Here is a 24,894-nt window from a genome sequence, read left to right as displayed (position 1 = left end):
AATTTGATGTTGGTGAAATTAGGGAACATAATTAACCGATTCAGAATTATCGATATGCGGATATTTATCGAAAATTTTATCCCAATTACGCAATTAAATACCAGACCTAAATGCTGCAAAGGTGCGACATAATTACATGGATGTAATTCATTTCAAAACCAGTTTACAATGCAATGTTAATAACAATAAACCCCTAAACACCGGGTCACAACGCATCATTAGCACCACTTCCCAGCAAAAACCTTAAAGTATCATAAGTGGTATAGTCGCCAGAACAAGGTACCCGCCCCAAAAATCAACGCCGCGTTTTGGCAAATCTTATATTCCAGTAGGGGCTTGCAATAGGTAACAAAAGGCCGCCAGCTATGGAACCCACATCCACAGCTGGCGGCAACAGGCAGGCGACTATACCTCTTCCAGCCAATCGTGCAACGCCTTTGCAATAGCCTGAGCCTGATGCACAGCCATGCCCAATTGTGTGTTCCGCGCAAAAAGCCCCAACACCAAATGCCCGACCGGCGGATGCTCAATCCGAGCCATGCCCAAAAACTCATTATCGGGCAACTCAACCGCAACGACAGTCTCCCGTAACTCGCTCTTCAATGGGTCGATAACCTGCGCCTGCGCCAACGAAACTGCCAACATAGAGGAATTAAGCGCCGCCATACGGGAGGCGTCATCGGTGGAATTAAAGCCGATGGAACATACATGGATACCGTCACCGGTACCCAAAATAATGGAGTAAATCCCAGGATATTGATTACGCAACCGAGAAAGCAACGGCAATGCAGCCGCCGCAATATCATTGGTGCCAAAATCGCGGCCACGCACGCGGCGGTGTCGTGCAAGAATCTCGTCAGTCATTAGCTACTCCTGATCGCCAGCTCGACAACGCGGGCTACATCATCTTTTCTACGTGGGTCTGCCGTAACAACAGGTACTACAGGAAGAATAGGAGCCCCGGTGAAGATTCCAGGAACCGCCCCCTCTATGGGGGTGGAATTGGACCCATCTCCCAGCCCATTATCAGCCTTGGATAATAATTCCGTTAGTAAAGATTTGGTTTTGGCCATAACCGCACCTGCGTCCCCCTCCAGGAAATTCAGCGCAATACACAACCGGCCCCGCTTAAGAGCATTGTTCACCGCAGGCAGCCATTGCTCCAGCTGTTCCTGCAGCAAAGCCTCATCGCCGTAGAGCCACAATACGACCCCGGCTTCCGGGTTTTTTAACGCAACCCGAGTCGACTCAAATCGATCCTGTCCGGCGGTGCCAAACAACCCGATTTCCGTCTTCTCATCCGGCTTCCAAATACCGTAGTCAATGCCCACTGTAGTGGTAGTTTTCCACCTAGAAACAAATTCACCTTCGGCCGCGGCCTTGGCTTCAGTAGTGATAGGAAGCACGGTGGAAAGTGTTTCCACGGAGGTAGTTTTACCCACCCCGACTGGCCCCACAAAGATCACCTCAGTGGTGGTGGGGGAACCAATGATCGCATCCTGCGGAATGCAGTGATACGGATCAAGGTCAACAACATCTAATTCTTCGATCTTGCCGTGGCGTCGTTTACGATAGGTATTTGGAAGCATGCTCTTAATGATATTCCTAAAGGAAAATTGATTTAAGCCAATGACTTAAGTATTGATTAAAAGGACTTAGTTGTCTAATCTGATAATTGGTCGGGTTAACCCGACGGCCGTAACGGCTTACTTAAATGTAAAACAATCGGCCGTGAAATAGCATTGAATTGGAATAGGAACTGGCTAATATGTCCCAGCAAGAGCATCTAAACAACTTTCTGAATAGTCTCGCAGAAGACATCGATGGCTTTATCGGCGCATCTGTTGTCGATCTCGCCACAGGCATGTCTTTGGCTTCAACCTCCCGGTTGGCCAACTTTGATCTTGACGTTGCCGCTGCCTACAACAGCGAGATGGTGAAAGCTAAGAATAAGACCATCCAGGCGCTTGGCATCCAGTCCTCGTTACAGGATATGCTGCTTACCCTGACTGATCAGCTTCACCTTATCCGAGTGATTAATGATGATCTCTTCGTTTATGTTGCAGTCCAGGCAGGCCAGACTAATTTGGCACTACTGCGAACCACCGTTAACGCCAATGTAAACAAGTACAATCTGGCCTGAAGCTCACCGGAACGCGCAGAACCCCCTGCCAACGACACCGAGGTAATTTCCTCCACAGTGATTGAAGAAGTTACCTCGGTATCTACCGAATCCCCCAGCGGCACGCCGGAGACGACGGTTGCTGCTGGGGTCACCCTGGCTCCGCAAACCAGCACCGGTGAAATTTTGACACCAACTGTCAGTGAGTCAGATGAAGGGTCCGCACCCGCTGCTGAAGTGGAATCTGCGGAGCCTGAGCCACGCGATCACTCCCAACGGAAGTTTTGGCAACGGATTTTCGGAAATCCACCACAATCAACGTGAAGCACTCCCCCGCCTATGGGTTTTTTGACGAGTGCTTCACGTTTTTTGGTCTTCTACTTAGCTTTTGCCTAGGTTGTGCGTGCGGTTCAATACTTCCCACGCATCTGCTAACCTGGCCAGCCAATAATCCCGCCGCTTGGGCTCAGCCGCAAATTCCTCCAACCGATCATTCTCTGGAGCCAGTAGTTCGGTGCTCAAGTGCCCGTCAATAAGCGTACGTTGCGGCGTTATATCGGCCACAAACAACCGCTGTGTCGCCAAACCCGCTGGCGCAGGAGGCACATCTAGATCCTCATCATCCACATGCGTAGGCAACGCCGCCACCGCAGCCAACCCAGCATTCATTCCCACCCCGGTTTCCAGCGCGCTGGAAACCGTGATGTCTAAGCCTTTCGCCCGCATAAACTTGGCTACTTCCAAAACCTTCGATGGCCCTCCCAACGGCGCCGCTTTCACCACTGCTACATCGGCTGCTCCTTGATTAGCTACCGCAAATGGATCCTCTGCCCGGCGAATCGACTCATCAGCGGCCACTCTAACGAATAAGCCAGCCCGAACAAGTCTGGTTCGCAGTTCCGCAAGCTCTGCTACTGTCGCACACGGCTGTTCCATGTAGTCCAATGGCCCCAGCACTTCGGCTGCCGCCAAAGCCTCATCAACCGTCCACCCTTTATTTGCATCTACCCGAATCTTCGCCCCTGGCAAATACGACCGAATCGCCTCAACCCGGGCGATATCATCGACCAATTGCTGACCCGGTTCTGCCACTTTCACTTTGACTGTGCTACACCCTGGATAGTGGGCTAGCACTTCATCAACTTGCCATGGTTTAACAGCCGGAACGGTCGCATTCACTGCGATCTTGTCCCGCACTGCTGTTGGTGCGCCACCGTATGCCATTTCTATCCCGCAGCGCAACCAGGTGGCAGCTTCTTTCGCATCGTATTCCAGAAACGGCGAAAACTCGCCCCACCCACTCGGACCGGGAAACACTAATGCTTCACGTTCCCGTACCCCTCGGAAACGAACGCGCAGCGGCAAACTCACAACGTGAGCCTGTTCTTGGATATCGGCAAGCGGTGGAATGTTCATCTACCTAACTATAGAAGATAACGGCCATATCTGGGGATTAATATCGCCAATAAAACACCAGCAAAACGCCAAATTTTCATAATCCGAAGCGGCAACTGGCTTTATGCGACAATAGCCATGCCGGAAGGTAATTCACTCCCAATCAACCACTTATGCCCTGAACATAGCCGCACCCCCACCCGTATTGCCCCATCATCACCAGTAGGGGTCTTCGGGCAGTACACTAAGTAACCATTATGAGTAACGAACCTACCCACATCTACAGCACTGATAATCCATTTAAACCCGAGTTGTGGCGCACGGTCACTGGATTTGACGACCTCACTGACATTACCTACCACCGCCATGTGGGCACAGGGCGCGCAAACGGGATCGTCCGTATTGCCTTCAACCGCCCTGAAGTGCGCAATGCTTTCCGACCTCACACAGTTGACGAGTTGTACCGCGCACTTGATCACGCTCGGCGTACCCCCGACGTTGGTACGGTGCTTATTACTGGCAACGGGCCCGCCGAAAAAGATGGTGGTTGGGCGTTTTGCTCCGGTGGTGATCAGCGAATCCGGGGCAGGTCAGGCTACCGCTATGCCGATGGCGAAACCGCTGACACTGTCGATGAGGTACGCACCAAGGCAGAAGGCGGGCGGTTGCATATTTTGGAGGTACAGCGACTGATTCGCACCATGCCCAAGGTAGTCATCGCCGTTGTTAACGGCTGGGCCGCCGGTGGCGGGCATTCCCTGCATGTAGTGTGCGACTTGACCATCGCGTCTCGCCAAGAGGCGCGGTTTAAGCAAACTGACGCTGATGTTGGTTCCTTTGATGCTGGCTACGGTTCGGCATATCTAGCAAAAATGGTGGGGCAGAAATTTGCTCGGGAAATTTTCTTCCTCGGCCGCACCTACGACGCGTTGACGATGCAGCGGATGGGCGCGGTCAATATCGTCGCCGACCACGCTGATCTGGAAGACGAAGCCATCCAGGTGGCGCGTGAGATTAACGGCAAGTCGCCAACCGCGCAGCGGATGCTGAAGTTTGCGTTTAACTTAACCGATGACGGGTTAATGGGGCAGCAAGTTTTTGCTGGCGAGGCTACTCGTTTGGCGTATATGACCGATGAGGCGGTGGAAGGGAAAAACTCTTTCCTGGAAAAACGCGATCCTGACTGGTCGCAGTTTCCTTACTACTACTAGATCGCTATCAAATCGTGACCAATGTGGGGTACCCGCAGGTGGGCGTCGATAAGCAAAAAGCCCGGTAAACGATACACTATTGGGCTATGGCGCTTCGTCTGCTTGAACCCTTCCCCGTCGCGGCGGCAAACCCGTATCCGTTTCTTGATGCCTTGGAAGAATCCATCGCTTCGCAACGAACATTATTGCCGGTGCCCGCCGACGAACCAGCCCGCGCCCGGATCCTGCATAATCACATGCGGGCGGGAGAAGAAATCAGCCCAGATATAGCGGTTGTAGTGGCCACTTCCGGATCCACCGGAACCCCAAAAGGTGCTCAATTAACTCCAGCGAACCTGGTGGCTTCCGCCGACGCCACCCATCACTTCCTGGGCGGCGCCGGTGCATGGCTCCTGGCACTGCCCGCGCATCACATTGCAGGCATTCAAGTGCTGGTGCGTAGCCTGGTCGCGGGAATTGATCCGATAGTTGTCGATGTCTCCCAGGGCTTTCACATCAACGATTTCGCCCAAGCCGCAGCGACACTTCGCGCCGAATCGTCGCGCTGTTACACCTCGCTCACCCCGCTGCAGTTACTCAAGGCCATGGATACATTGCAGGGAATCGAAGCACTGCGGCTTTTCGACGCCATACTGGTCGGTGGTGGACCGCTGCGCAGTGACGATCGCCGTGCGGCGCGGGACCTGGGAATCTCGGTGGTCAGTACCTACGGTTCTTCCGAAACAGCTGGCGGCTGCGTCTATAACGGGCAGCCATTAGCAGGAGTCACCATCCGTGTGGAGGCCGAACGTATCCTCATTGCTGGCCCAATGGTGGCTGCAGGTTATCGGAATTTTCCCGAACACGAAGCCTTTTCTCGACCCGGGTTTTATCTCACCTCAGACACCGGATACATAGATAATGGGCTGCTCACGGTCACCGGCCGAATTGATACCATCATCGATTCTGGTGGATTAAAAATACACCCGGAAGTGCTTGAACAAACACTTCTCGATGTTCCTGGGGTCGACAATGTCTGTGTTGTTGGGGTACCTGATGCCCGGCTCGGTCAAGCAATAGCGGCCGCCTATGTTGGTGTCACTTCCCCGCATGACATCATTGCCGCCCTTGATGAGTTACCTCGCTGGCAACTACCTAAACAGCTCAAACGGGTGCCGGAACTTCCGCTCATCGGACCGGGGAAAGTCGATAGATTAAAAGTGGTGGAGTTTTTTAGCTCACGCTAGTTTTTTAAACCCAATACTGACTCGGTTTGGTTTTCTCCCATTCCGGCAGAACAATATAGGCTGTGCCGAAAGACTCTGTGACACCAAAACCGACCTTCGCCCAGTGGCTGGAAGGTGCCCGCCCCCACACCTGGGCAAATGCCTTTGCCCCCGTCATCGTGGGCACCGGTGCCGCCACTTATGCAGGTGGAGCGAACCTATGGCGAGCACTGGCCGCTGCAGTTGTGAGCTGGGCACTGATTTGTGGAGTCAATTACGCCAACGATTATTCCGATGGCATTCGAGGAACCGACGACAGCCGGAGTGGCCCACTACGACTAGTGGGTTCCGGTATAGCCAAGCCAAACCACGTAAAATATGCGGCGTTCGGATTCTTCGCGCTGGCAGCCGTAATCGGCCTTGCACTTGCTGCTGTATCATCCTGGTGGTTAGTAGCGCTTGGCGCAGTGTGTATCGCTGCGGCATGGTTTTACACCGGCGGCAGCCACCCCTATGGGTATCACGGACTAGGTGAAATCGCGATTTTCATCTTCTTCGGATTGATCGCCGTGCTTGGCACGGAATTTACCCAAGCTGGACTAATAACCTGGGTAGGAGTCCTTTGCGCTGTAGCGATTGGTGCGCTTTCTGCCAGTGTCAATCTGGTAAACAATCTCCGCGATATTCCCACTGACTCCGCCGCCGGTAAAATCACCTTAGCAGTACGGCTTGGTGATATATGGACCAGGCGGCTCTATCTCATCCTGGCAGCCACGCCCCTATGGGTAAGTCTATGTCTTTCCACCGTGACCCCCTATGCCTTGATCGGTCTTTTAATCGCACCGATCCAGTGGCGGGCCTCTGAACCAGTGCGCCACGGTGCGCTGGGGCGCGATTTGATTCCAGTGCTGGGCACTACTGGGCGAGCAATGGCACTATGGTCCATAATCACCGCCGCAGCGCTTGGAATAACAGCGTTAGCGGGATGATAATTCCGATTTAACCCACTGTTTATACGCTTTGCGCTGCATATCCCAATCAGCAACTGCTTTCGTCGCGCGAACGCGCAACCCCTTAAACACAAAAACCGATAGTGGCAACGCGACAATAAGAGCCAACATCGCAGAAATATAGATCGGTACTGGCGCACCGATAGCCAAGGCAAGAAGCTGAATACACATCGTTAACGTGATAAATAATCCCAGCCGAGCCAAACCATACAGCAAGACACTGGTACGTGCCTGTTTAGCAAGCCTCGGATCTCGCTGTGGCGGTTGTATAGCTGATTCTTGCGGTGCTTCTGGAAGCTGTTGTTCTTCAGACACACCTTATGACCCTAATCGACTGTCACAATTTGAGCTAGTTTTTTTAAGCCTGGCCCCAAGGTTGCCCCAATCAGCTAGATTGTCTCTAGACTTAAATGAACCTCGTCATGTGACGATTAACCAACAGTTGTACAGACAAGGAGTATCTGGTCAACGTGGGACGATTGATCCTTCTTCTTTGCTTAGTTCTCGCAGCATACATAGTGTGGCGAGCGTTTGGTCCGCACACCTGGAACCGAAATTTAAATCACACGAGTCAACCGGCCCGTAAGATTAAAGGGCCAGATGACGACGAGAATTTCCTTTGGGAGCTAGAAAAGAAACAATTCAAGCAGCGACGTGCACAGGAGGAAGCGTACCGCCAAGAGGAGGAACGGATTAAACGCGCGCAACAACGCTACGACCACAAACCGAAAGATGGTGACGATCCAAAGCCGATGGAGGAGCCACCCGCGTCGGAAAGCTGAAGCGTAATAAGACAACCCCCGAATAAAACATCAGACAAGAGTTTACTTAGCTTACGCTTGCCTATATAGTTGGAGGCATGCGTTCGACACCGGCTGTCAACCTGCCACCCAGCAAGCAACCAGCTCTTTCTTCCGCTGAGCTGGTTGATTCCCAACGCGCAGCACAGCTTTTCAAAGTACTTGCCGACGCCACCCGACTACAGATCCTCTACATCATTGCTCATAATACCGAGCGGGAAATCTGTGCCATCGACCTGTCAAGCGCCCTTAATGTTTCGGCACCAACAGTCACCCACCACATGAAAAAACTTGTGGATGTCAACTTGGTGCAGCGCCGCAAACAAGGCAAATGGGCGTATTACGCAATCGTCCCCAAAGAATTCGCGCGGGTGCACGCACTCATTGCCTCCCTATAAGAGACAACGGCACGCACCCGCGCATAAAAGAATTTTTAATTCAAACCAGCATAAGAATGCAGGCCGGAAACCACCAGGTTGATAAAGAACAAATTAAAAATCATGGTGGCAAGCGCCAGAATATTCACCCACGCTGCTTTCGCATTACGCCAGCCCGCCGTCGCGCGGGCATGAAGATAAATCGCATATAAAATCCAGGTGATAAACGACACGGTTTCCTTCGGATCCCATCCCCAGAACCGTCCCCAGGCAGCCTCAGCCCAGATCGCCCCTAAAACAATTCCCAAACCAAACAACGGAACCGTAATGATCGCAGTGCGATACGCAATGCCATCAAGTACCTTGGCCGACGGCAATGGTTTAGCGACTTTTCCAAAGAACCCAGATTCTTTGCCTAACGGCTGCCACATCCGCAGCAAATACAACAGGGATGCCACACCAGAAATCATGCCGATTGAAGCCCCCACGGACACCGAACTGACATGAATAGCCCGCCAATATGACTGCAGCGCAGGAACCACCGGCGCTGAATCCACATACAGCTTGGTGCCGCCAAAGAACAATAACGCCAGAATCGGTGACAGCACCCACGGCCACAGCACCCGCAGATCCTTTCGTTGCAAATAAAACGCCGCAACGATCATAGTGAACATGCAAATTTCCGTGATGTACTCATACAAATTGCCAAACGGGAATCGACCCGCCGACAACCCCCGCAGCACCACGGAAGCAACATGGATAATGATGCCAAGCCACACCACTGTCTGCGTCATGCCTGCGAATTTTTCTGCCGCAGCCTGCCTATCAGCAATGCGGGTGTCAAGATCCGTCTCGCTTGTCGACGGCCCCACCGAAGCAGGTGTTTCAACGCTTCCGGAGACTTCAGCTCCCGCCCCTACCGCCACCAATTGTTCGGCGGTGACGTGTTCTTTTTCTCGTTCTAGATCAATAAGTCCTTGGCGTTTGATGTAGAACACAATGGAAAGCGCCAGCGCCAAGGAGTAAATGATAAACGCACTGAAGAATGCGTAATCCGAAAAGGCCGCTAGCGTATTATTCACGTTCATTAAAAATGAAACCTCATAATTTCTTGGTTTTTACATGCACTTTTGAAAGTGAATCAGGCTTTGATCCACGATACCGCCTTTTCCGGGATAACCCAAGACCTAGCCAGCTATTCACAGGAAGCCACGGCAACCACTACACGATATAGCGGGGACAGCCCCTATCTGGTTACCAGACCAAGTTCCAGTTTCAGCCGCCAGCTAGCGATAAAACCAAACCGGATATCAAAATTCCGCGGCACACAGGACTGCACCGCAGGACCACGAGAGATACGCACAACAGGACACCCATTAACTGTGCGGATCAATGAATAATTAACCCAATCCACGCCGCATCAACGGCGAGTAAAGAGATTCACATAACGCAATCCTTGCAGCTAAATAACAAAACGTGGGGTTTCTACAAGTCAGGATCAGCCACCTATCAGCATCATGATAAAAGGGTTAGCTGCTGATTCTGGCAAGACCTATTTATCCCGTAGTTTTCATGAGCCGGGGATACTCCTATAATTTAAAGCGAAGTGGCGGCGTTGAAACACACGTACCGCGCTAATTCCGGTGGCTGGTTTACTTTATGTAGACCAGCCACTGAGCTTTAAGTGCCAATGCTCATTGCGTATTTTGATGAATTCGGGGGTTAAGGGACAAATTAGCGCAGAAGCCAGGAATTCCCGAACGCATATATCAACGACTAATTACCACATATGGCTATTAAGCGTAAGTATGTTTCTTTATTCCCCGCGATGTCACGCAGCCATAAAATATCGTGAGTGGGATCCTCGAAGCTCTTCTTCATTTGCAGCAGCAATGACAACAACTTCTACCTGTTCCTCATCAATTTGGCGCTCTCGGAGAATTCGAGCCCTCGTCGCCTCACTCAAAGAATCAAATAGTTGCACCGTTACGTTGCCACCCATGCGATGGTATTCAATCAAAAATGCGCTCATTTTAGTCAACCACCTTGTAATCTTTCTTTTAGTGTATATGCGCTTGGTTACGATGCATAGCCAGTTGCCTTACCATACCATCTACCTTTTCATAGATAAACAACAGTTTGCCCCGATTTTCATAAGCAGAGTTTCGCGCTTCACTGTCGTATATTAAATCCGAAAGCTGTTGGGCCGTCTCAGCCGAAGTTCTTATTTCTTCAGATAACTCTTCAACCTGAAGATAACGAATCTCCCTACCAAATATATCCCCCATGAGCTCATATAAGTTCGCCCATTTAGCCTGTAAAGCTGTCCGAACTTGTAACTCTGCATTGCCCGCTTCGCAAAATATGCGCAGATGAATAGCCCGATAGCCACTATGTGGGTCTTCTCGTAGGTCTCGAATATCTACCTTCTTTGCCCCTAATTCAAGGAAAACTTCTTTAAAGTACGTTGCTATATCTGATTGCTCTTGAAGATTCATATCGCAGTCAAAACGTAACCCGGTAATGTCCTGAATATTTTCCAGCGGAGTTGTGCCCATACGGCGTAATTTCTCTATAGTCGTCAGTTTGGTTTTAACGCGCCCAGTTAGAAAGTATTGCCGCGTACCAGGTTTTATTTCGCTTACGTTTGCTGCGTCAAAATTTAACGATGCGGCTCTAGCCATCATTATGCCGAGCAATGCTTCAAGAAAGCACGAATGATGACCAATGAACGATTCCCAAAGATCAACATCATACTCTTCACCATCCCGCATCTTTTTACCTAATTTGTGAATTGAACTCTTAGACCACGAAGGCTTATTGGTGATCAGCATCTACTGCTCGACTTCCTTTGTTATAAACCTGAGATACACCAAGATTTTTGGCAAAAGATTCGAAAACTAGTATAAAACCACGTCAACACTCAGTTTCACCTTTTCAGTTTTGAAAAGAGACGGGTACCATCGCATCTGTTTTATTAGAAGTTAAGGCAGCACTCTCCCCCACCACCACGCGGGTTATTCTTCGTCGTCATCGGGTTCTGGCAGGTCGAGGAGAATCCGGTGGATTTCTTCGTATTCTTCGCCCCAGCCTGCCCGGTCTGTGCGGGCTAATCCGGCGGTTTCGATATAGGTTTCGGTGTCAGAAATCGGTTTAATACGCACCCAGATGCGGCGGCGTTTGATTACCAGCGACCCCACCAAGCTGAGTAAGGAAAGTGTGGTAAAGCCCAGCACCCAGATCTGGGTGGGGTCATAGGAAATCTGGTAGTTGGCGAATTCTTCCGCGCCGTTGAAGCGGATTATGGTGCCGTCGTCAAGTGTGACTGATTCACCAACCAGTAGATTCACACGGCTAATTTTTTGTAATTGCCCGGTGTGTATGAGGGTTGGGTCGATGGTAAAGATCGATTGGCTGGTTCCAGCATCCAGGCCGTGATCACCCCGATAGACGTCGATAGCTACTGCTGGGTCGCGCATGGCTGGGTAGGAGGAGGACAATAGTTCGTTGTTTTCCCCGCTCCAGGCTGCGGTGGGGGCGAATAGTCCTTGGATAGTTAGCTGATTCTGTCGCCTGTCGAATAGCTCCGGGTAAAGTCCGGCAGGCGGGTCGAAACGCATGACACCGGATGAGAGGAAGAACGTCAAATCATCGGGCCGAAACTGCACGGTTTGGCTGCGGGTGGTGCCGTCCGGCCAGGTGATGGTGAAGGTAGGGGCAAACCCGTGGCCTTGAAGGTACACCCGGTCGCCCGCAATGCGAAGCGGATGGTTGACCCGAAGTGTGTAGTTTTCCCAGGTGGCTGGATCGGAATTAATCGCATCACCCACCGCGTAGGATACTTCCGATTGGAAGTTTTCAGCCTGACCATTGGGCAGGTAATCGGCAGAGAAATTGTGCGCATCGAAGCAGTAGGTGTTCAGCCCGGTGCCGTCGAAAAGCAAGCCAGCGCGGAAGGAGTCGAAGTTGGCGGTGGCTGTGTTGCAGAATTGCGAGTTCACCTCGGGCTTATCGCTGGCAATGACGATAACCTGGCCTTCGTAATACACCAGGCGACCGATCGCGATCGCTGCAAGCATCCCCACCAAGCCCAAGTGAAACAGCAGATTAAATAGTTCACGTAAGTATCCTTTTTCCGCAGCAAAGGAGCGCAACCCGGCGCGATCTTCGGCTGGTTGGTAGCTGGCGAGGTTCCAGCCGCTGAAGGTGATGGCGATTGTTTTTTCTACTTCGGCGATGGGTTTTTCGACGGTTCCGCTACCGTAGTGCGGGAGCCGGTTGAGGTTTTTAGGCGCCCGAACGGGTGGGGTTTTCAGTGCTTTATAGTGGTCCCAACTGCGGGGCAGGATACAGCCGATGAGTGAGACGAAAAGCAGTACTGTGATTGCGTTGAACCATGTGGAGCTAAATACGTCGAAGAATTGTAGTTTGTCGTAGATTTCGGCGAGTTTGCCGTTGTTTTCGATGTAATCGGTGACGTTATCAGCATTCAGTGCGCGTTGTGGTAGCAGGGCGCCGGGGATGGCACCGAGTGCAAGCAGGAACAGCAGAACGAGTGCGGTGCGCATGCTGGTGAGCCAGTGCCAGGCTTTTTTGGCCGCTGCGATGAGATAGTTCACGGTGTGTGTTCCTTAGCGTTTTATGCTTTTCGACGTATCCGGGCAGTCGGTTTTAGACGACTGGGGTTCCAAATTCTAGGGTAATGATTCGTATCCAGTTGATGAAGTCGCCCCATATTCCGGTGACCAGTGCCAAACCGACGAGTATCAGGGTGATTCCGCCGATTATCTGAAGCGTTCGGGAATGCTTACGCAAAAACTCGATTCCGTTAAGTGCGGTGGCGGAGCCGAAGGCTACTAGGAGGAATGGCAGCCCCAAGCCGAGGCAGTACCCGATGATGAGGAATGCTCCCCGGGCAGCTGTTGTGCCTTCGGTTCCTGCTGATATGGAAATTATTGCAGCTAGGGTTGGACCTAGGCAGGGTGTCCACCCGAGCGCAAATATTCCGCCCAGCAAGGGCGCCCCGAGCCAGGTAGACCATGTTTTGGCGGAAAACCTGGTGCTGGTCTGAAGTAGTGGTATTGCCCCCATGAATACCAGCCCCATGATGATGGTGATTATTCCGCCAACCATCGTTAGGGTATCGCTGCTTAGGGCAAGGGTACTTATTGCCCCGAAAGCGGTCACGGTGGCGAGGAGAAAAATCACGGTGAATCCGGCGATGAATAATAGTGCAGCGCCTGCGACCCGCCACCGGCTGCGGCGTGCAACTATGACGCCGTGTTTGTTGTCGGTTACGGTTTCACCACCTACCACGCTGGCCAGGTAGCTTAAATAGCCTGGTACTAGCGGTACAACGCAGGGGCTGGCGAAGGAGACCAAGCCTGCTATGGCTGCCGCAAGAAATCCTAACAGGAGCGGACCGCTGGTGATGGCTGTGACGAAAGTGTCACTGATATTTCCGCTTATTTCCCACACGATGAGATGCTCACCTTTAGTTGGTTTCTATGGTTTTAATGGTCTCGAGTAGTTCCGCTGCGGTGACTTCTTTAAGGAAAACTGCGGCGGGTCGGTGTTGGGTATCCAACACCACGGTGGTGGGAATGACCGCTGCGGGCAGTCCCCCTAGTTGGGCAGCCAATTTAAAAGGTGGGTCGTAGATGCTGGGATATGTAAGTCCGTTATCCACCATGAAGTCGTGGGCAATTGCTTTGGTGTCTCGAACGTTGATGCCAATGACGCTGCCGCCGGTTTTTTCCAAGTATTCGTGGACTTCTTGTAAGTCATCCACCTCGGTGCGACATGGTCCACACCATTGCCCCCAGGCGTTAAGTACCACGATTTTTCCGTCATAGTCAGCCAGCGAGATGATTTCGGTATCGGATGCAAGCGACGGCCCGCTGAAATCACCGATGACACCGCGTTCTGATTCAGGATAAGTGATGACGGTTTCACCACCTGGGGAGTGGAATTGGAAAGTGCCGCCAACGGCGACGGCGTTTTTACCTGCGGTGTCATCTGCACTGCAGCCGGTCAATGCGGCAGTAACGAGCAGGGTTGCCATTAAAGCTGCACGTTGGGGTCGTCGAAAAGCCATAGTGTATCTAGAACCTTTTAAATATCCTGCGCTGGTTCGCTATAGCGGTAATCTACTAAATCGGCACCATCGAAGACCAGTGACGTGACGCTTGCTAGGTCACAGATTCGGGTGGCTGGGTTGTGCGCCAGACTTTTACCCAGCACAGTACGCTGCACACACACAATTGGCAGTTGGTGCGAGACTAACACTGCCTCCCGGCCAGCAACTTGGCTGCGCACCTCTGCGATAACAGCCATCATGCGATCGGCAATGTCGATGTAGTATTCGCCCCAACTTGGCAACGCGGGATTCCACATGAGTGGCCAACGCACCGGATTCCACAGTTGGGAGCGCCACGAGCGTACTCTCAATCCCTCGAAGCGGTTACCCGCTTCCAGCAACCGGTCGTCGATGACTACCTCACAGCCTGTGACATCCGCGATGGGCGCAGCGGTTTCTTGGGCACGTTCTAGCGGAGAGCTTTTCACCAGCGCCACATCGTGGCCTACAAAAGCCTGGGCGGTTTTGGCCGCCATGGATTCACCGCGAGCCGACAAGTGATAGTCCGGGATACGCCCGTATAAAATCCGGTCGGGGTTGTAGACCTCGCCGTGGCGAACCAAGTGGATGATGGTGGTGCTCATGGTACCTTCCAGAAAACGAAAAACAGTACGTCAACGAATCTACCGTGAGTTGAGCAAAAACCCGACTTTTCGCATCGTTAGCATCTTAAGACAACTATGGGGAATAAGAGCTAAGCGATGCGAAGTAACAAGAGCGATGCCGCATCACAGGTTTCAAGATTGTAGTTATGTTGGGGTTCGGTTAACTGCTTGGGGTTGCGGTTGCCCGAGCAGCCGCCTGCGCTGCTGGCTGTAGTGCTTTCTCAATGCGAGCAAAGTCATCGTCGCCAAGGGCTGCGGAAACAAACCAGGTCTCAAACACGCTAGGCGGTGCATACACCCCATGATCGAGCAGGGTATGGAAGAACGGCGCGTAACGGAATGTGTCGGCCGCTTTCATATCAGCGAAATTATAGCCAGCCTCTGGTGCGAATCGGATGGAAAACATGGTTGCTGCCCGTTGGATATGGTGTTCCACTCCGTATCGAGAAAGGGCATCATGAATCAGACCTGCCACTATGTCGGCGTGTGCACGCACTGTGGTGTATACATCTTCGGTGGCAAGCTCTAGCGATTTCTTACCTGCAGCCATCGCCACCGGGTTGCCGGATAGAGTGCCTGCTTGATACACCGGCCCAACCGGGGCGAGATATTCCATTATGTCTTTACGTCCGCCAAACGCCGCTGCGGGCAAACCACCGGACATCACTTTTCCAAAGGTGGTTAAGTCGCCCGCCACGTGGTCTATTCCGTACCAACCGGAATAGGAGGTGCGGAACCCGGTCATGACTTCGTCTAAGATCAGCAACGCGCCATTGGCGTGGCATATCTTCTTTAGATTGGCATTGAAACCGTCGCGGGGAGCAACCGCACCCATGTTCCCAGCAGCAGCTTCGGTAATAACCGCCGCTATCTGTCCAGGGTTATCCGCAAACGCCTGTTCCACGGCGGAAATGTCGTTGTATGGAACCACGATGGTGTCGGCGGCACTGGCACCAGTGACGCCTGGGGAATCAGGCAGCGCAAACGTGGCGACCCCAGAACCTGCAGCCGCGAGCAGTGCATCAACATGACCGTGGTAGCAACCATCGAATTTGATGATCTTCGGCCGCCCCGTGAACCCACGTGCTAGCCTAACCGCCGACATGGTGGCTTCCGTTCCGGAATTCACCATACGGATTTCTTCCACGCTGGTACGCGCGATAATCAGCTCGGCTAATTCGATTTCCGCCTCGGTGGGGGCACCGAAGGACAGGCCGTAAGACATGGCTTCTGACACCGCCGCGAGGATTTCTGGATGGGCGTTTCCTAGAATCATCGGCCCCCAGGAATTCACCAGATCAACGTAGTCATTGCCGTCGACATCGATCAGACGGGAACCAGCAGCTGCGGCGATAAACCGAGCCGTTCCGCCCACCGAACCAAACGCCCGCACTGGGGAATTCACGCCACCGGGAATGCTGGCTTTGGCCCGAACCATTAACTCCGCCGAACGGGCGCTATTCGACGAGGTTAAAGCGTCGTTATAGGTGGTATCAGTCATGAGAAAATCACTCGCTTTTCGTTAGATAAGTTAGCTTGTGGGGTCACCGGCACCGGATACAACACTGCGGGCGGTCGCACGGGCGTGTTCGATCACGGCCGGCACACCGACCCCAGCGCACCACGCACCGGTCACCGAGACGCCGGGAGTGCGATCGATGATTGCAGTCACAGCGGCAACAGCCTCAGGATGGTCTGGGGAAAATACTGGTAAGCCTCCGAACCAGCGTTGCACATAGATTTCATCCAATCCGGCAGCACGACCATCGAACCCCGTAATCTTCTGGAGATCATCTAAAGCGCAGTCAACAAGATAATCCTCATCGGCACGGGTTATAGCATCATCGCCAAACCTACCAAAGGAAGCCCGCACCAATGCCCCACCGCGGGCAGCTAGATGCGGCCATTTTTTCGACGCAAAGGTGAAGGCTTTAGCCGTGATGTCTTCCTCGTCGGCAGCTACCAGGATCCCGGAGTAGTCCGGCAAACCGGTATCATCAGCGAATTTCATACCAACCACCACGCTGGAGGCTAATCGAATGGACTTCAGCGGCGCAACGGCATCTGGGGCGATTGTTTTCAGCAACATCGCCGTCGTCGGCGCTGGGGTGGCGAAAATAACGTGATCGTACACACCATCACCTGCCCCACTGAGCGCAAAGCCATTCGGGGTTTTTGTCACCGAAGATATGAACGCATCAATGTGTATCCGCGCCCGAGATTGTTCCGCCAGAGCCTCATACAATTCGGCATAACCGTTAGCAAACGTCGCAAAAACCTGCGAATTGTAGCTCTGCGATTGTGCGTTGCGGGCGTTCACCAGCCCGGTCACCGCAGCAGATAACGTCACGGGCTGACCAGCTACAGCTAACTCATCAAGCGCTTGCGCTACCTGCGGCAGTGTTGCCCTAAGCCCCAGATCATCCGCCGTTGCCGAATACACCCCACCTTGCAATGCGGAAACAATTCGATCGGCTATTTGGTCACCGAACCGCTGGCGGACTAATTGCCCGACCGTCATGTCGGTTTCACCCGCCACCCACTCAAGCGGTGGCGCGGCCGCTTCCGCGGTGATGCGTTCGGCGGTGGCGGCGTCGACAAGCGTGGCAACTGACGCCGCATCGCGCGGAATACCCATCACGGTGTCTGTGGGCAGCGCATGGCAGCTACCGCCAGAATATATCTGTGAGGGCAACCCCGATGGCGCTACTAGGCTTTCGCTTAAACCAAGTTCGGCAAAAAATTCCGTCGCGTCTTTTCGATACGCAAGGTATGCTTCCGCCCCCATATCTGTCGGCCCTGCCGCGAATGCAACGGTATAAAGCTTGCCGCCGATTCGGTCAGTGGCTTCAAAAACATCGACCGCAGCGTCGGGATTTAAGGCGTGAATTTGCCACGCTGCACTAAGACCTGCCAGCCCCGCACCAATAATGGCTATTTTCATAATTCCCCTTTGTGTAAAACCTCGCCAATAAAGAGTCTTAAGTGTAGTCTTTTCCTACTCAGTATTCGTGAATCATCGCTACCGCACGAGTGATCGCATCGGGATCAGTGTCCGGCAATACGCCATGCCCCAGATTGAAAATATGCCCAACTGCGTTACCTTCAGCAATGGCGGCATCAGCTTCGCCACAAATACGCGCTATCTCCGCACGGACAACAGCATCACCAGCAAATAACATTGCGGGATCCAGGTTTCCCTGAAGTACCTTAGGGCCGGATTCAGCAGCGATTCGACGCGCCGCTGAATCCAATGGCACCCGCCAATCCACGCCCATAACCTCAGAACCAGCAGTGCTCATCGCCGCTAAAAGCTCACCAGTTCCCACCCCGAAGTGAATCCGTGGAATTCCCGCAGCCGCCACCGCACTAAGAATCTGGGTAGAATACGGCAACACAAACTCCCGGTAATCTCGTTGGGTCAAACAACCCGCCCAAGAATCAAATAATTGCATTGCATCAATTCCAGCATCTATTTGGACTTGTAAAAACCTAATGATGCTATGGGTTAATTTCGACATGAGGGCATGCCACAACTTTGGGTCCGCATGCATCATCGCTTTAGTTCTCTCATGATTGCGTGACGGACCCCCCTCGACTAGATAGCTGGCTAAGGTAAACGGCGCCCCAGCAAACCCGATCAACGATTGGTGATCTTCTAACTCCGCCACAATAATCTCTATACCCGCCGCCACTTCCGGCACATCACTACTAAGAATAGGAAGGCTCGCTACATCGCTGGCATCTCGAATCGGCTGCGCCATTACCGGGCCGCGACCAGGAACAATATCGACGGCAACCCCCGCCGCCTTTAATGGCACAACGATGTCGGAGAATAAAATTGCGGCATCTACATCATGCCGCCGTACCGGCTGAAGGGTAATCTCCGCTAGCAACTCTGGCATGAAACACGAGTCCAGCATATCTACCCCACGGCGCACCTGACGGTATTCCGGAAGTGAGCGGCCAGCCTGCCGCATAAACCACACTGGGCGGCGCGGCGGTTGGATAGCACCCCGTTCTGGGGTGGCGGCGGCAACCATATTCAACGGCGCTTGTGGCAACAGTCGCCGTTTGGGGCTAGGGCTAATAACTACAGGGTGAAGATCAGACGAAGCAAACATAGCCAAAAGTATGCCCGGTTATCCAACTTTTGGAAAGCAAGCTCAACCTTTGTTACACCACGCACCACGTCTACCCAGCCACATCCACCCCAGAGATGCAACCTACAGGCAGGGGTGCGACGAAAAGTACTGGACAATATCAGTGTCCGCTATCCGAAACACCCGCTTTGTCGTAGAAAAGTTCTGACTATCTTGCAAAAACATTCATGCTGAAATTGAGGGGTTAGTCAAGACAAATCCCCAGCTAGGAGAATAATCGGCACAGGTTATCTAAGAGCAACTCGACCTCTGCGTGGTGTGGTGGTTAGTTTCAACGGTACGCAAGAAGAATAGGTCGAGTTGGAACTTGGCTACGGCAACTAGCCGTTGCTTTTAGTGGGATGTGCAAAAACCTGACTTAGGGAAAACTAGTACAAAAAGTCATCCCCACAAATCAAAAGCACCAGTTCAATGCGCTGGTTTCGTACCGTATGATCCACACCAACCCACAGGCGGGCGTCGACAAGCACCAGATAGGAGCCAAGCTCTCGAATACCGCTTTAGAAGGTTCTAGATAACCGGGATCTAAATTCGATCACCAATGATGATGCCAACATCAAAACCGTAGCTAGCATTGGGTGCAAAATACCAAGGCAGGCGGCAACAATTGCCACACCGTTATACACCCAAGCAAACAGGAAATTAGTGTTAATCAACCGGGCCATACGACGCGCACCAGAAAACAGCCACGGGATCGGGCTGGTTTTATTATCCAGAAGAACCACGTCGGCGGCGGTTCCTTCCAGGGCTGCGGGACTAGACAGGCTCGACATGGCTCCCACCATCACACCGATATCGGCCACCCGGAAGCAGTGCTCCACTGACTCGTCGCCCACCATGGCCACAATCGCGCCGTGGTTATGCACACTACGGACGGTTTGTTCCTTTTGGCCAGGTTGAATTCCCGCCAATACGTGGGAAACACCCACCGTATCTCCATACCGGCGTGCCACTGGATAGGTATCCCGGCTGAGCATCATCGTTTCGATTCCCATCGATTCCAGTTCGTCAACCGATTGGGTGGCATCCGCCTTTGCTTCATCATGCAAGGTGATAACGCCTCGGTCTTTCCCTTTCCACCGCACAACCAACGGGGTGCCACCAGAGACAGCGGCTGCGGCCAACCGTCCCTGAAGGTCGGAAAGGTTACGGGGCCGCCATAATTTAGCCTCGACGTTGCGCATTTCTATGTATCCATCAGAGTCCGCCACTGGGATTTCCACCATGCCGGTGAAGCTACCAAGTTCGTCGATCTCCACGTGACTTACTTCGATCCAACCGGGGATGGAGGTATCCGAGGAGGCGTCACGGGATTCCCGCGCGGCGCGCACCAAAGCACGTGAGACGGGGTGATCCGATTCAAGAGTCAGCGCGCCAGCTACCCGCAGCACCAAATCGGGGTTTTCCCCGCGATCAGCTGTGACGGTTTCCACCGTCATTTCTCCTTCGCTCAGTGCACCTACCCGGTTGAAAATAACCGCGTCTACCCTATCTAATTGCCTAACGGTGGCGGCGTTGCGAAGCAACACTCCTTTCCGGGCCGCATTTTCAATGCCGTGGCGCATCGCTACCGAGGCAGAAACCGCTAACGCTACTGGTGCAACACAGCCCAGCACCGCCAAACTAGTTGCGAATGCTTGGTTGATATTTCCAGTAAATAACGCCCACACTGCGAAATCGGTGGCCGCTATGACCAACGCCAATGGCACGAGAAACGATGCGGTTTTTGTAGCAAGCGCATCCAGGTGATGTTGCTGCATAGATGATAGCCACACCCATCGGCTTACTGCGGCTAACCAGGTGCGGTGCCCGGTAGAAACCACCCGAATTTTCAACGCCTTTTCGCCGTTAACGCAGCCAGCGTAAACCTTGGCGTTTACTTTTGCCGCAATATTTCCAATTCCGAGTGCCGTGGCATTGAGCACGGAGGATCCACCAACAACAACACCATCGACGGGGATGATGCCAAAAGGTGGGACGACGATATCATCACCGACGTTTAGTTTCTGAATGGGAACTTCTGTTTCAGATATTTGCCCGGTTTTCCTGATTTTGCTCACCAGGGTGGCGGTGCTATTTGGTGCAGGTTTATACGTTGCTAATTGATCCACCAGGTTTGTGCGCGCCTTGCGGCTAAAAATTCGCCCTGCCACCAGGAAAATGGTCATCACACAGGCGACGTCAAAAAACAGCGCACCGTTTTCAAACGATATCGGATCAATGGCAACGAGCTCCGACTCTGCCCGATATTCTCGGTTCCCCACCGGGGTGACAATCATAAGCGCTATTGACCAAATATAGGCCAATAAAATGGCCAGTGAGCTCGCACCATCCAGCGCTGACATTCCGCGCCGCAAACCACCAATGAGAGCCCGGTGGAACGGATATGCCCCATAGGTGACCACCGGCAAGGCTAGTGCAGCAATGACCCACTGCCACCCGTCGAACTGCACCGACGGAATGTAGCTGATAGCCACCACAGGGATGCTAAACAAAACCGTGATTATCAACCGCCGTCTGGTTAGAAGATTTCGGGCTGTAAAAAGCACATCGGTGGGTTCCGTAGGTTCCACCCGGGTTTCAGCGCCATCTAAGAACCCTGCTTTACGGGCGGCTTCCAACGCACGGTCTTCTTCCATTATCTGTCTACGGGCAGATGTTCGGGTGGTTGAATACCGTCGCCTGCGGTGACGCTGTCGGGAGCGGTTATAGCGTCCTTCTTCCACATCCGCCCATGCCATGCGGCGTCTAAGCGAAGAATCGGTCAAGGTGGCGTCGATCCCGAACGTTCGAAACACTTCCTCGATCACAGAAATGTCGATTGTGCGCTGCGCGGTTATCCACGCCATCTTGGATGTGTAAACAATCCGAGCATCAACTCCGGCTAAGTCATTAAGAGCTTCTTCCAGCTCCCCTACTGCAGCCGCGCTCTCTAATCCGTCAAGTTCAAAGGCGAAAGATGTGCGTCCGATATGGATTGCCTCAGCTGCGGCTTCGTCCGGGTCTTGGTTCGGATTGATGGCCAGATTAATACCCGCACTTTTCGCGGCATCTTTGGCCGCAGAAATCGCGTTGCTTACCAGGTTATTTGTCGCTTCAATATTTGTTTTGGGCATAGTTTCCCCACCAGAAACGGAATTATCTATAGGTGGCATTTCGGGTTGCGTGGCTGAGGCTGCATGTGCGGTTGTATCACCAGCACTCCCGGTGGTGTCCTGGGCCATACTATGGTTCTCCTCGCATATTCCTGCCGCTTATCGACGCCGCCTAGGTGGCGTCTTGGACGATGCTGCGCCCAAAGGTGTCTCCCCCACCCACGTGAGGGATTCCTCCCGCCCGGCAAAGATCAAGGCCACCGCTGCGGCAACACCGCTTAAGATTTGTATGCTGCCGTCGAAGGCAAAAAGCTGCACCGGTACCGAACTAACGGGTTCGGTGAAGAACACCAAAATCAGCCTGATGGAAAAATACAATCCGAAATACCCTAAAACCCGGCGCGACAGTTTGGCGTTTTCGCCTGGTTTGCTGAAACTGCGCACAAGAAATCCAACGCCTACCAAGATCAATAGGGCGAGAAGTCCCACTCCGAAGATGGATGCGGTCAAAACCGTATCTATGAGGTCTTTGTTGGGGATTGGTTGATCTCCCGCGCTTTTTAGGTTTTCAACATAAAGTGCAGCGCGTTCGTCGCGGCTATATAACCCCAAGACAATGTTGGCAATCTGGTGCAGTCCTTCGCACGCAATAACCAACATCCAGAGTTTGACCACCAGGCTGACTGCGGCTGGCCTGGTCTCCGGCTGTTCGTTAGCGGGTTGTGTTGTAGGTGGGGTCACCGAGCTGTCGTTTCCTTACAATATGTTGGTGGTGTATTTCTTCATCGCCGATAACGCGGGATCAGTTTCGGCCGGTGCCAGTTTCTTATCCCGCGTCTATCGTCGTTCCTTCGAGCCTAACAAACAATGATTCATTACTTGTGGTTGGCTCTAAGGTACGCGGCCGCATCCAGTGCAAAATAGGTGAGTATCTGGTTCGCCCCAGCTCGTTTAATCGCAATAAGCGACTCGAGCATGGTGGCTTCTAAATCCAGCCAGCCGGACCGTGCCGCAGCATGCAGCATGGCGTATTCGCCGGAGACTTGGTAGGCGGCAACGGGAACAGTGGCAGTACGCGCTACTTCCGTGAGAACATCCAGATAGGGCATCGCGGGTTTCACCATGACAAAATCTGCGCCTTCGTCGATGTCTAATTGTACTTCCAGCAAGGATTCTCGGGTATTCGCTGGGTTTTGTTGGTAGGTACGCCGGTCGCCTTCTAATGAGGAACCTACCGCATCGCGGAATGGTCCGTAAAAGGCGGATGCGTATTTTGCGGAGTATGCCATGATGGCCACATCCTGGTGTCCAGCTTCATCTAATGCGGTGCGGATAGCACGGATTTGTCCGTCCATCATTCCCGATGGGCTTACAATATGTGCCCCTGCATCTGCTTGAGCACAAGCCATTTTTTGGTAGAACCTGACGGTGGCGTCGTTGTCCACTACACTCTCACCGCGAGTGGTGGTGCTAAGTACACCGCAGTGTCCGTGGTCGGTAAACTCGTCGAGACACGTATCGGCCATGATGAGAATGTCGTCTCCGAAGGTGTCCCGCAAATGCCGGATCGCCCGGTTGAGTATGCCGTCTGGCTGCCAGGCGTGGCTTCCTTCTGCGTCTTTGTCTTCGGGCTTTGGTACCCCAAACAGGTCAACGCAGCGGATCCCCAGTTCGATGGCCTCAGCAACGATCCGGGTAAGCGAGTCGAGGGTGTGTTGATATTGACCAGGCATGGAAGAAATCTCGCGGGGGTTTGTAATCCCATCGGCGATAAACAGCGGGTAGATAAAGTCACTGGCATCAAGTCGGGTTTCGGCAACCATGTCACGGATGGCCGCGGTAGTGCGCAACCGGCGGGGTCGCCGAAGTGGGGGTTGAACGTTCATGGGGACTGGTCCTTTCCGTATGGGTGTCACTTTAGCCAATCGGCTAGCGCTTTTCGACGCCTACCGGGTACGCGCCGCCGCAGCCAGGGCGTCGATAAGCGCCGGTATTTCGGCGACTTTTGGCACTACATCCACCCGTATCCCGCATTCCCTGCACGCCGCCGCTGCCATTGGGCCAATACAAGCGATCATGGTGCCAGGATGAGGTTTTCCGGTAGCCGCCACCAAGTTTCGGATAGTGGAACCACTAGTGACACATATCGCATCAATGTCGCCGTCTTGTACCGCTGCGATGACACCCGGTGATGGTGGTGCAGCAGCAACGGTACGGTACGCAATAACATCTGTTACCCGCCATCCGCGTGCTGTAACCCCAGAGGCCACCACATTAGTGGCGATATCTGCTCGCGGCAGCAATACCCGAGTATCCACCCCGCCAGATTGCACATCCGCTGGGGGGAAAACTGAAACCAGACCCGCCGCATTTTGTTCAGTAATCGGTGGGCTTAAGATCGGTTCAAATCCGAGGTCACGTGCCGCCTGGGCGGTTTTTCGACCCACCACCGCCACGTGAGTACCGCGGTTGATCGCAGCGATGACCTCACCCGGATGCACGTGCTGGCACCAGGCCGCCTCCACCACATATTTTTTCAGTGCGGTCACAGCGTTTCCGCTTGTTAAAATCAGCCACGTAAATTCCCCAGCGATCAACTCCAAGACCGCCTGCCGAATCGGCGTTTCATCAATCGGTCGCGCAATCTCAATGGTTGGCACAGTTACCGCTGTCGCCCCACAAGATTCCAGCAACTCGACCATCTGCTGCGCTTGGTGCCGCGCCCGAGGCACCAGCACCCGCCAACCCGAAAGCGGTTTATCCATCCGCTAT

At 53.1% G+C, this 24,894-nt stretch carries 25 protein-coding genes; 7 read left to right on the top strand and 18 right to left on the bottom strand.

The features are described from left to right. Positions 1-405: 405 nt before the first annotated feature. Both CMUST_RS01770 and CMUST_RS01765 read right to left on the bottom strand, forming a co-directional pair. Positions 406-864 carry a roadblock/LC7 domain-containing protein gene (locus CMUST_RS01770; RefSeq protein ID WP_047261080.1) on the bottom strand — a complete coding sequence of 153 codons (459 nt, stop codon included), beginning with the start codon at positions 862-864 and terminating at the stop codon, positions 406-408. Further along, entirely contained in the window at positions 864-1,589 is a 726-nt protein-coding gene (locus CMUST_RS01765; protein ID WP_047261079.1) for a hypothetical protein, read from the bottom strand. Before CMUST_RS01765 ends, CMUST_RS01770 begins: the two co-directional genes overlap by 1 nt. Before the next feature lie 179 nt (positions 1,590-1,768). Here CMUST_RS01765 and CMUST_RS01760 point away from each other — a divergent pair, with 179 nt between their 5' ends. Continuing rightward, positions 1,769-2,143: a roadblock/LC7 domain-containing protein gene (locus CMUST_RS01760; RefSeq protein WP_047261078.1), complete on the top strand. Its 375-nt coding sequence runs from the start codon at positions 1,769-1,771 to the stop codon at positions 2,141-2,143. 57 nt (positions 2,144-2,200) lie between these two features. Continuing rightward, positions 2,201-2,446, top strand: a complete 246-nt coding sequence (locus CMUST_RS01755; RefSeq protein ID WP_047261077.1) for a hypothetical protein — start codon at positions 2,201-2,203, stop codon at positions 2,444-2,446. A gap of 57 nt (positions 2,447-2,503) precedes the next feature. Here the strand turns inward: CMUST_RS01755 and CMUST_RS01750 are convergent, their stop codons facing one another. Continuing rightward, positions 2,504-3,538, bottom strand: a complete 1,035-nt coding sequence (locus CMUST_RS01750; RefSeq protein WP_047261076.1) for an o-succinylbenzoate synthase — start codon at positions 3,536-3,538, stop codon at positions 2,504-2,506. A gap of 236 nt (positions 3,539-3,774) precedes the next feature. On the opposite strand from CMUST_RS01750, the gene CMUST_RS01745 reads away from it, so the two are divergent. The 3 genes from CMUST_RS01745 (at position 3,775) to CMUST_RS01735 (ending at position 6,922) form a co-directional block, all read left to right on the top strand. Next, a complete protein-coding gene (locus CMUST_RS01745) occupies positions 3,775-4,728 on the top strand; it encodes a 1,4-dihydroxy-2-naphthoyl-CoA synthase (protein WP_047261075.1) in 954 nt (317 codons plus the stop codon). An 86-nt stretch (positions 4,729-4,814) separates the two neighbouring features. Then, complete coding sequence (gene menE / locus CMUST_RS01740) at positions 4,815-5,954, top strand: o-succinylbenzoate--CoA ligase (RefSeq protein ID WP_047261074.1); 1,140 nt, start codon at positions 4,815-4,817, stop codon at positions 5,952-5,954. A 62-nt stretch (positions 5,955-6,016) separates the two neighbouring features. Next, positions 6,017-6,922, top strand: a complete 906-nt coding sequence (locus tag CMUST_RS01735) for a 1,4-dihydroxy-2-naphthoate polyprenyltransferase (protein WP_047261073.1) — start codon at positions 6,017-6,019, stop codon at positions 6,920-6,922. On the opposite strand, the gene CMUST_RS01730 is transcribed toward CMUST_RS01735, so the two are convergent. Further along, the gene (locus tag CMUST_RS01730; protein WP_236690185.1) at positions 6,911-7,213 is read right to left on the bottom strand and encodes a DUF4229 domain-containing protein; all 303 of its coding nucleotides are present in this window, start codon (positions 7,211-7,213) and stop codon (positions 6,911-6,913) included. The genes CMUST_RS01735 and CMUST_RS01730 overlap by 12 nt on opposite strands. A 200-nt stretch (positions 7,214-7,413) precedes the next feature. Between CMUST_RS01730 and CMUST_RS01725 the strand changes: the two genes are divergently transcribed. Further along, a complete protein-coding gene (locus tag CMUST_RS01725; protein WP_047261071.1) occupies positions 7,414-7,725 on the top strand; it encodes a hypothetical protein in 312 nt (103 codons plus the stop codon). 77 nt (positions 7,726-7,802) lie between these two features. Next, on the top strand, positions 7,803-8,141 hold the full coding sequence (locus CMUST_RS01720) for an ArsR/SmtB family transcription factor (RefSeq protein ID WP_047261070.1): 339 nt from the start codon (positions 7,803-7,805) through the stop codon (positions 8,139-8,141). 35 nt (positions 8,142-8,176) lie between these two features. Here the strand turns inward: CMUST_RS01720 and ccsB are convergent, their stop codons facing one another. The 14 genes from ccsB to CMUST_RS01650 form a co-directional block, all read right to left on the bottom strand. After that, positions 8,177-9,208: a c-type cytochrome biogenesis protein CcsB gene (ccsB, locus tag CMUST_RS01715; RefSeq protein WP_047261069.1), complete on the bottom strand. Its 1,032-nt coding sequence runs from the start codon at positions 9,206-9,208 to the stop codon at positions 8,177-8,179. Between the two features lie 743 nt (positions 9,209-9,951). Then, positions 9,952-10,152 (bottom strand): hypothetical protein, encoded by a 201-nt coding sequence (locus tag CMUST_RS01710; RefSeq protein ID WP_047261068.1) that lies wholly within the window; start codon positions 10,150-10,152, stop codon positions 9,952-9,954. A gap of 28 nt (positions 10,153-10,180) precedes the next feature. Beyond that, positions 10,181-10,954: a nucleotidyltransferase family protein gene (locus CMUST_RS01705; protein ID WP_047261067.1), complete on the bottom strand. Its 774-nt coding sequence runs from the start codon at positions 10,952-10,954 to the stop codon at positions 10,181-10,183. Positions 10,955-11,137: 183 nt separating this feature from the next. Next, complete coding sequence (locus CMUST_RS01700; protein WP_047263275.1) at positions 11,138-12,688, bottom strand: cytochrome c biogenesis protein ResB; 1,551 nt, start codon at positions 12,686-12,688, stop codon at positions 11,138-11,140. A 103-nt stretch (positions 12,689-12,791) separates the two neighbouring features. Further along, positions 12,792-13,598, bottom strand: a complete 807-nt coding sequence (locus CMUST_RS01695) for a cytochrome c biogenesis CcdA family protein (protein ID WP_236690139.1) — start codon at positions 13,596-13,598, stop codon at positions 12,792-12,794. Positions 13,599-13,614: 16 nt separating this feature from the next. Continuing rightward, positions 13,615-14,217, bottom strand: a complete 603-nt coding sequence (locus tag CMUST_RS01690) for a TlpA family protein disulfide reductase (RefSeq protein ID WP_047261065.1) — start codon at positions 14,215-14,217, stop codon at positions 13,615-13,617. A 17-nt stretch (positions 14,218-14,234) separates the two neighbouring features. Further along, entirely contained in the window at positions 14,235-14,843 is a 609-nt protein-coding gene (locus CMUST_RS01685; protein WP_047261064.1) for a histidine phosphatase family protein, read from the bottom strand. Positions 14,844-15,024: 181 nt separating this feature from the next. Continuing rightward, entirely contained in the window at positions 15,025-16,365 is a 1,341-nt protein-coding gene (gene hemL, locus CMUST_RS01680; RefSeq protein WP_047261063.1) for a glutamate-1-semialdehyde 2,1-aminomutase, read from the bottom strand. A gap of 30 nt (positions 16,366-16,395) precedes the next feature. Continuing rightward, positions 16,396-17,808, bottom strand: a complete 1,413-nt coding sequence (locus CMUST_RS01675) for a protoporphyrinogen oxidase (protein WP_047261062.1) — start codon at positions 17,806-17,808, stop codon at positions 16,396-16,398. Positions 17,809-17,866: 58 nt separating this feature from the next. Continuing rightward, positions 17,867-18,907: a uroporphyrinogen decarboxylase gene (gene hemE, locus CMUST_RS01670; RefSeq protein WP_083987671.1), complete on the bottom strand. Its 1,041-nt coding sequence runs from the start codon at positions 18,905-18,907 to the stop codon at positions 17,867-17,869. Between the two features lie 620 nt (positions 18,908-19,527). Further along, positions 19,528-22,143, bottom strand: coding sequence for a heavy metal translocating P-type ATPase (locus CMUST_RS01665; protein WP_047263273.1), 2,616 nt, complete (start codon positions 22,141-22,143; stop codon positions 19,528-19,530). Positions 22,144-22,281: 138 nt separating this feature from the next. After that, complete coding sequence (locus tag CMUST_RS01660; RefSeq protein ID WP_047261061.1) at positions 22,282-22,863, bottom strand: hypothetical protein; 582 nt, start codon at positions 22,861-22,863, stop codon at positions 22,282-22,284. Between the two features lie 134 nt (positions 22,864-22,997). Further along, positions 22,998-24,008, bottom strand: coding sequence for a porphobilinogen synthase (gene hemB / locus CMUST_RS01655; protein WP_047261060.1), 1,011 nt, complete (start codon positions 24,006-24,008; stop codon positions 22,998-23,000). A gap of 60 nt (positions 24,009-24,068) precedes the next feature. Then, positions 24,069-24,887, bottom strand: a complete 819-nt coding sequence (locus tag CMUST_RS01650) for a uroporphyrinogen-III synthase (RefSeq protein ID WP_052844470.1) — start codon at positions 24,885-24,887, stop codon at positions 24,069-24,071. Positions 24,888-24,894 lie beyond the last annotated feature (7 nt).

Source organism: Corynebacterium mustelae, assembly GCF_001020985.1.
In the GTDB taxonomy this organism is placed as follows: Bacteria; Actinomycetota; Actinomycetes; order Mycobacteriales; family Mycobacteriaceae; genus Corynebacterium; species Corynebacterium mustelae.
The sequence above is the reverse complement of the archived record's forward strand: the minus strand, read 5'-3'. Positions and strand labels throughout refer to the sequence as shown.

Bases quoted from the DNA above. Each gene is read 5' to 3' on its own strand.
- ccsB (WP_047261069.1), bottom strand. From the start codon at position 9,208: ATGAACGTGAATAATACGCTAGCGGCCTTTTCGGATTACGCATTCTTC.
- hemB (WP_047261060.1), bottom strand. From the start codon at position 24,008: ATGAACGTTCAACCCCCACTTCGGCGACCCCGCCGGTTGCGCACTACC.
- CMUST_RS01685 (WP_047261064.1), bottom strand. From the start codon at position 14,843: ATGAGCACCACCATCATCCACTTGGTTCGCCACGGCGAGGTCTACAAC.
- CMUST_RS01700 (WP_047263275.1), bottom strand. From the start codon at position 12,688: ATGCGCACCGCACTCGTTCTGCTGTTCCTGCTTGCACTCGGTGCCATC.
- CMUST_RS01750 (WP_047261076.1), bottom strand. From the start codon at position 3,538: ATGAACATTCCACCGCTTGCCGATATCCAAGAACAGGCTCACGTTGTG.
- hemL (WP_047261063.1), bottom strand. From the start codon at position 16,365: ATGACTGATACCACCTATAACGACGCTTTAACCTCGTCGAATAGCGCC.
- CMUST_RS01665 (WP_047263273.1), bottom strand. From the start codon at position 22,143: ATGCCCAAAACAAATATTGAAGCGACAAATAACCTGGTAAGCAACGCG.
- CMUST_RS01770 (WP_047261080.1), bottom strand. From the start codon at position 864: ATGACTGACGAGATTCTTGCACGACACCGCCGCGTGCGTGGCCGCGAT.
- CMUST_RS01705 (WP_047261067.1), bottom strand. From the start codon at position 10,954: ATGCTGATCACCAATAAGCCTTCGTGGTCTAAGAGTTCAATTCACAAA.
- hemE (WP_083987671.1), bottom strand. From the start codon at position 18,907: ATGGTTGCCGCCGCCACCCCAGAACGGGGTGCTATCCAACCGCCGCGC.
- CMUST_RS01650 (WP_052844470.1), bottom strand. From the start codon at position 24,887: ATGGATAAACCGCTTTCGGGTTGGCGGGTGCTGGTGCCTCGGGCGCGG.
- CMUST_RS01690 (WP_047261065.1), bottom strand. From the start codon at position 14,217: ATGGCTTTTCGACGACCCCAACGTGCAGCTTTAATGGCAACCCTGCTC.
- CMUST_RS01710 (WP_047261068.1), bottom strand. From the start codon at position 10,152: ATGAGCGCATTTTTGATTGAATACCATCGCATGGGTGGCAACGTAACG.
- menE (WP_047261074.1), top strand. From the start codon at position 4,815: ATGGCGCTTCGTCTGCTTGAACCCTTCCCCGTCGCGGCGGCAAACCCG.
- CMUST_RS01760 (WP_047261078.1), top strand. From the start codon at position 1,769: ATGTCCCAGCAAGAGCATCTAAACAACTTTCTGAATAGTCTCGCAGAA.
- CMUST_RS01720 (WP_047261070.1), top strand. From the start codon at position 7,803: ATGCGTTCGACACCGGCTGTCAACCTGCCACCCAGCAAGCAACCAGCT.
- CMUST_RS01675 (WP_047261062.1), bottom strand. From the start codon at position 17,808: ATGAAAATAGCCATTATTGGTGCGGGGCTGGCAGGTCTTAGTGCAGCG.
- CMUST_RS01765 (WP_047261079.1), bottom strand. From the start codon at position 1,589: ATGCTTCCAAATACCTATCGTAAACGACGCCACGGCAAGATCGAAGAA.
- CMUST_RS01745 (WP_047261075.1), top strand. From the start codon at position 3,775: ATGAGTAACGAACCTACCCACATCTACAGCACTGATAATCCATTTAAA.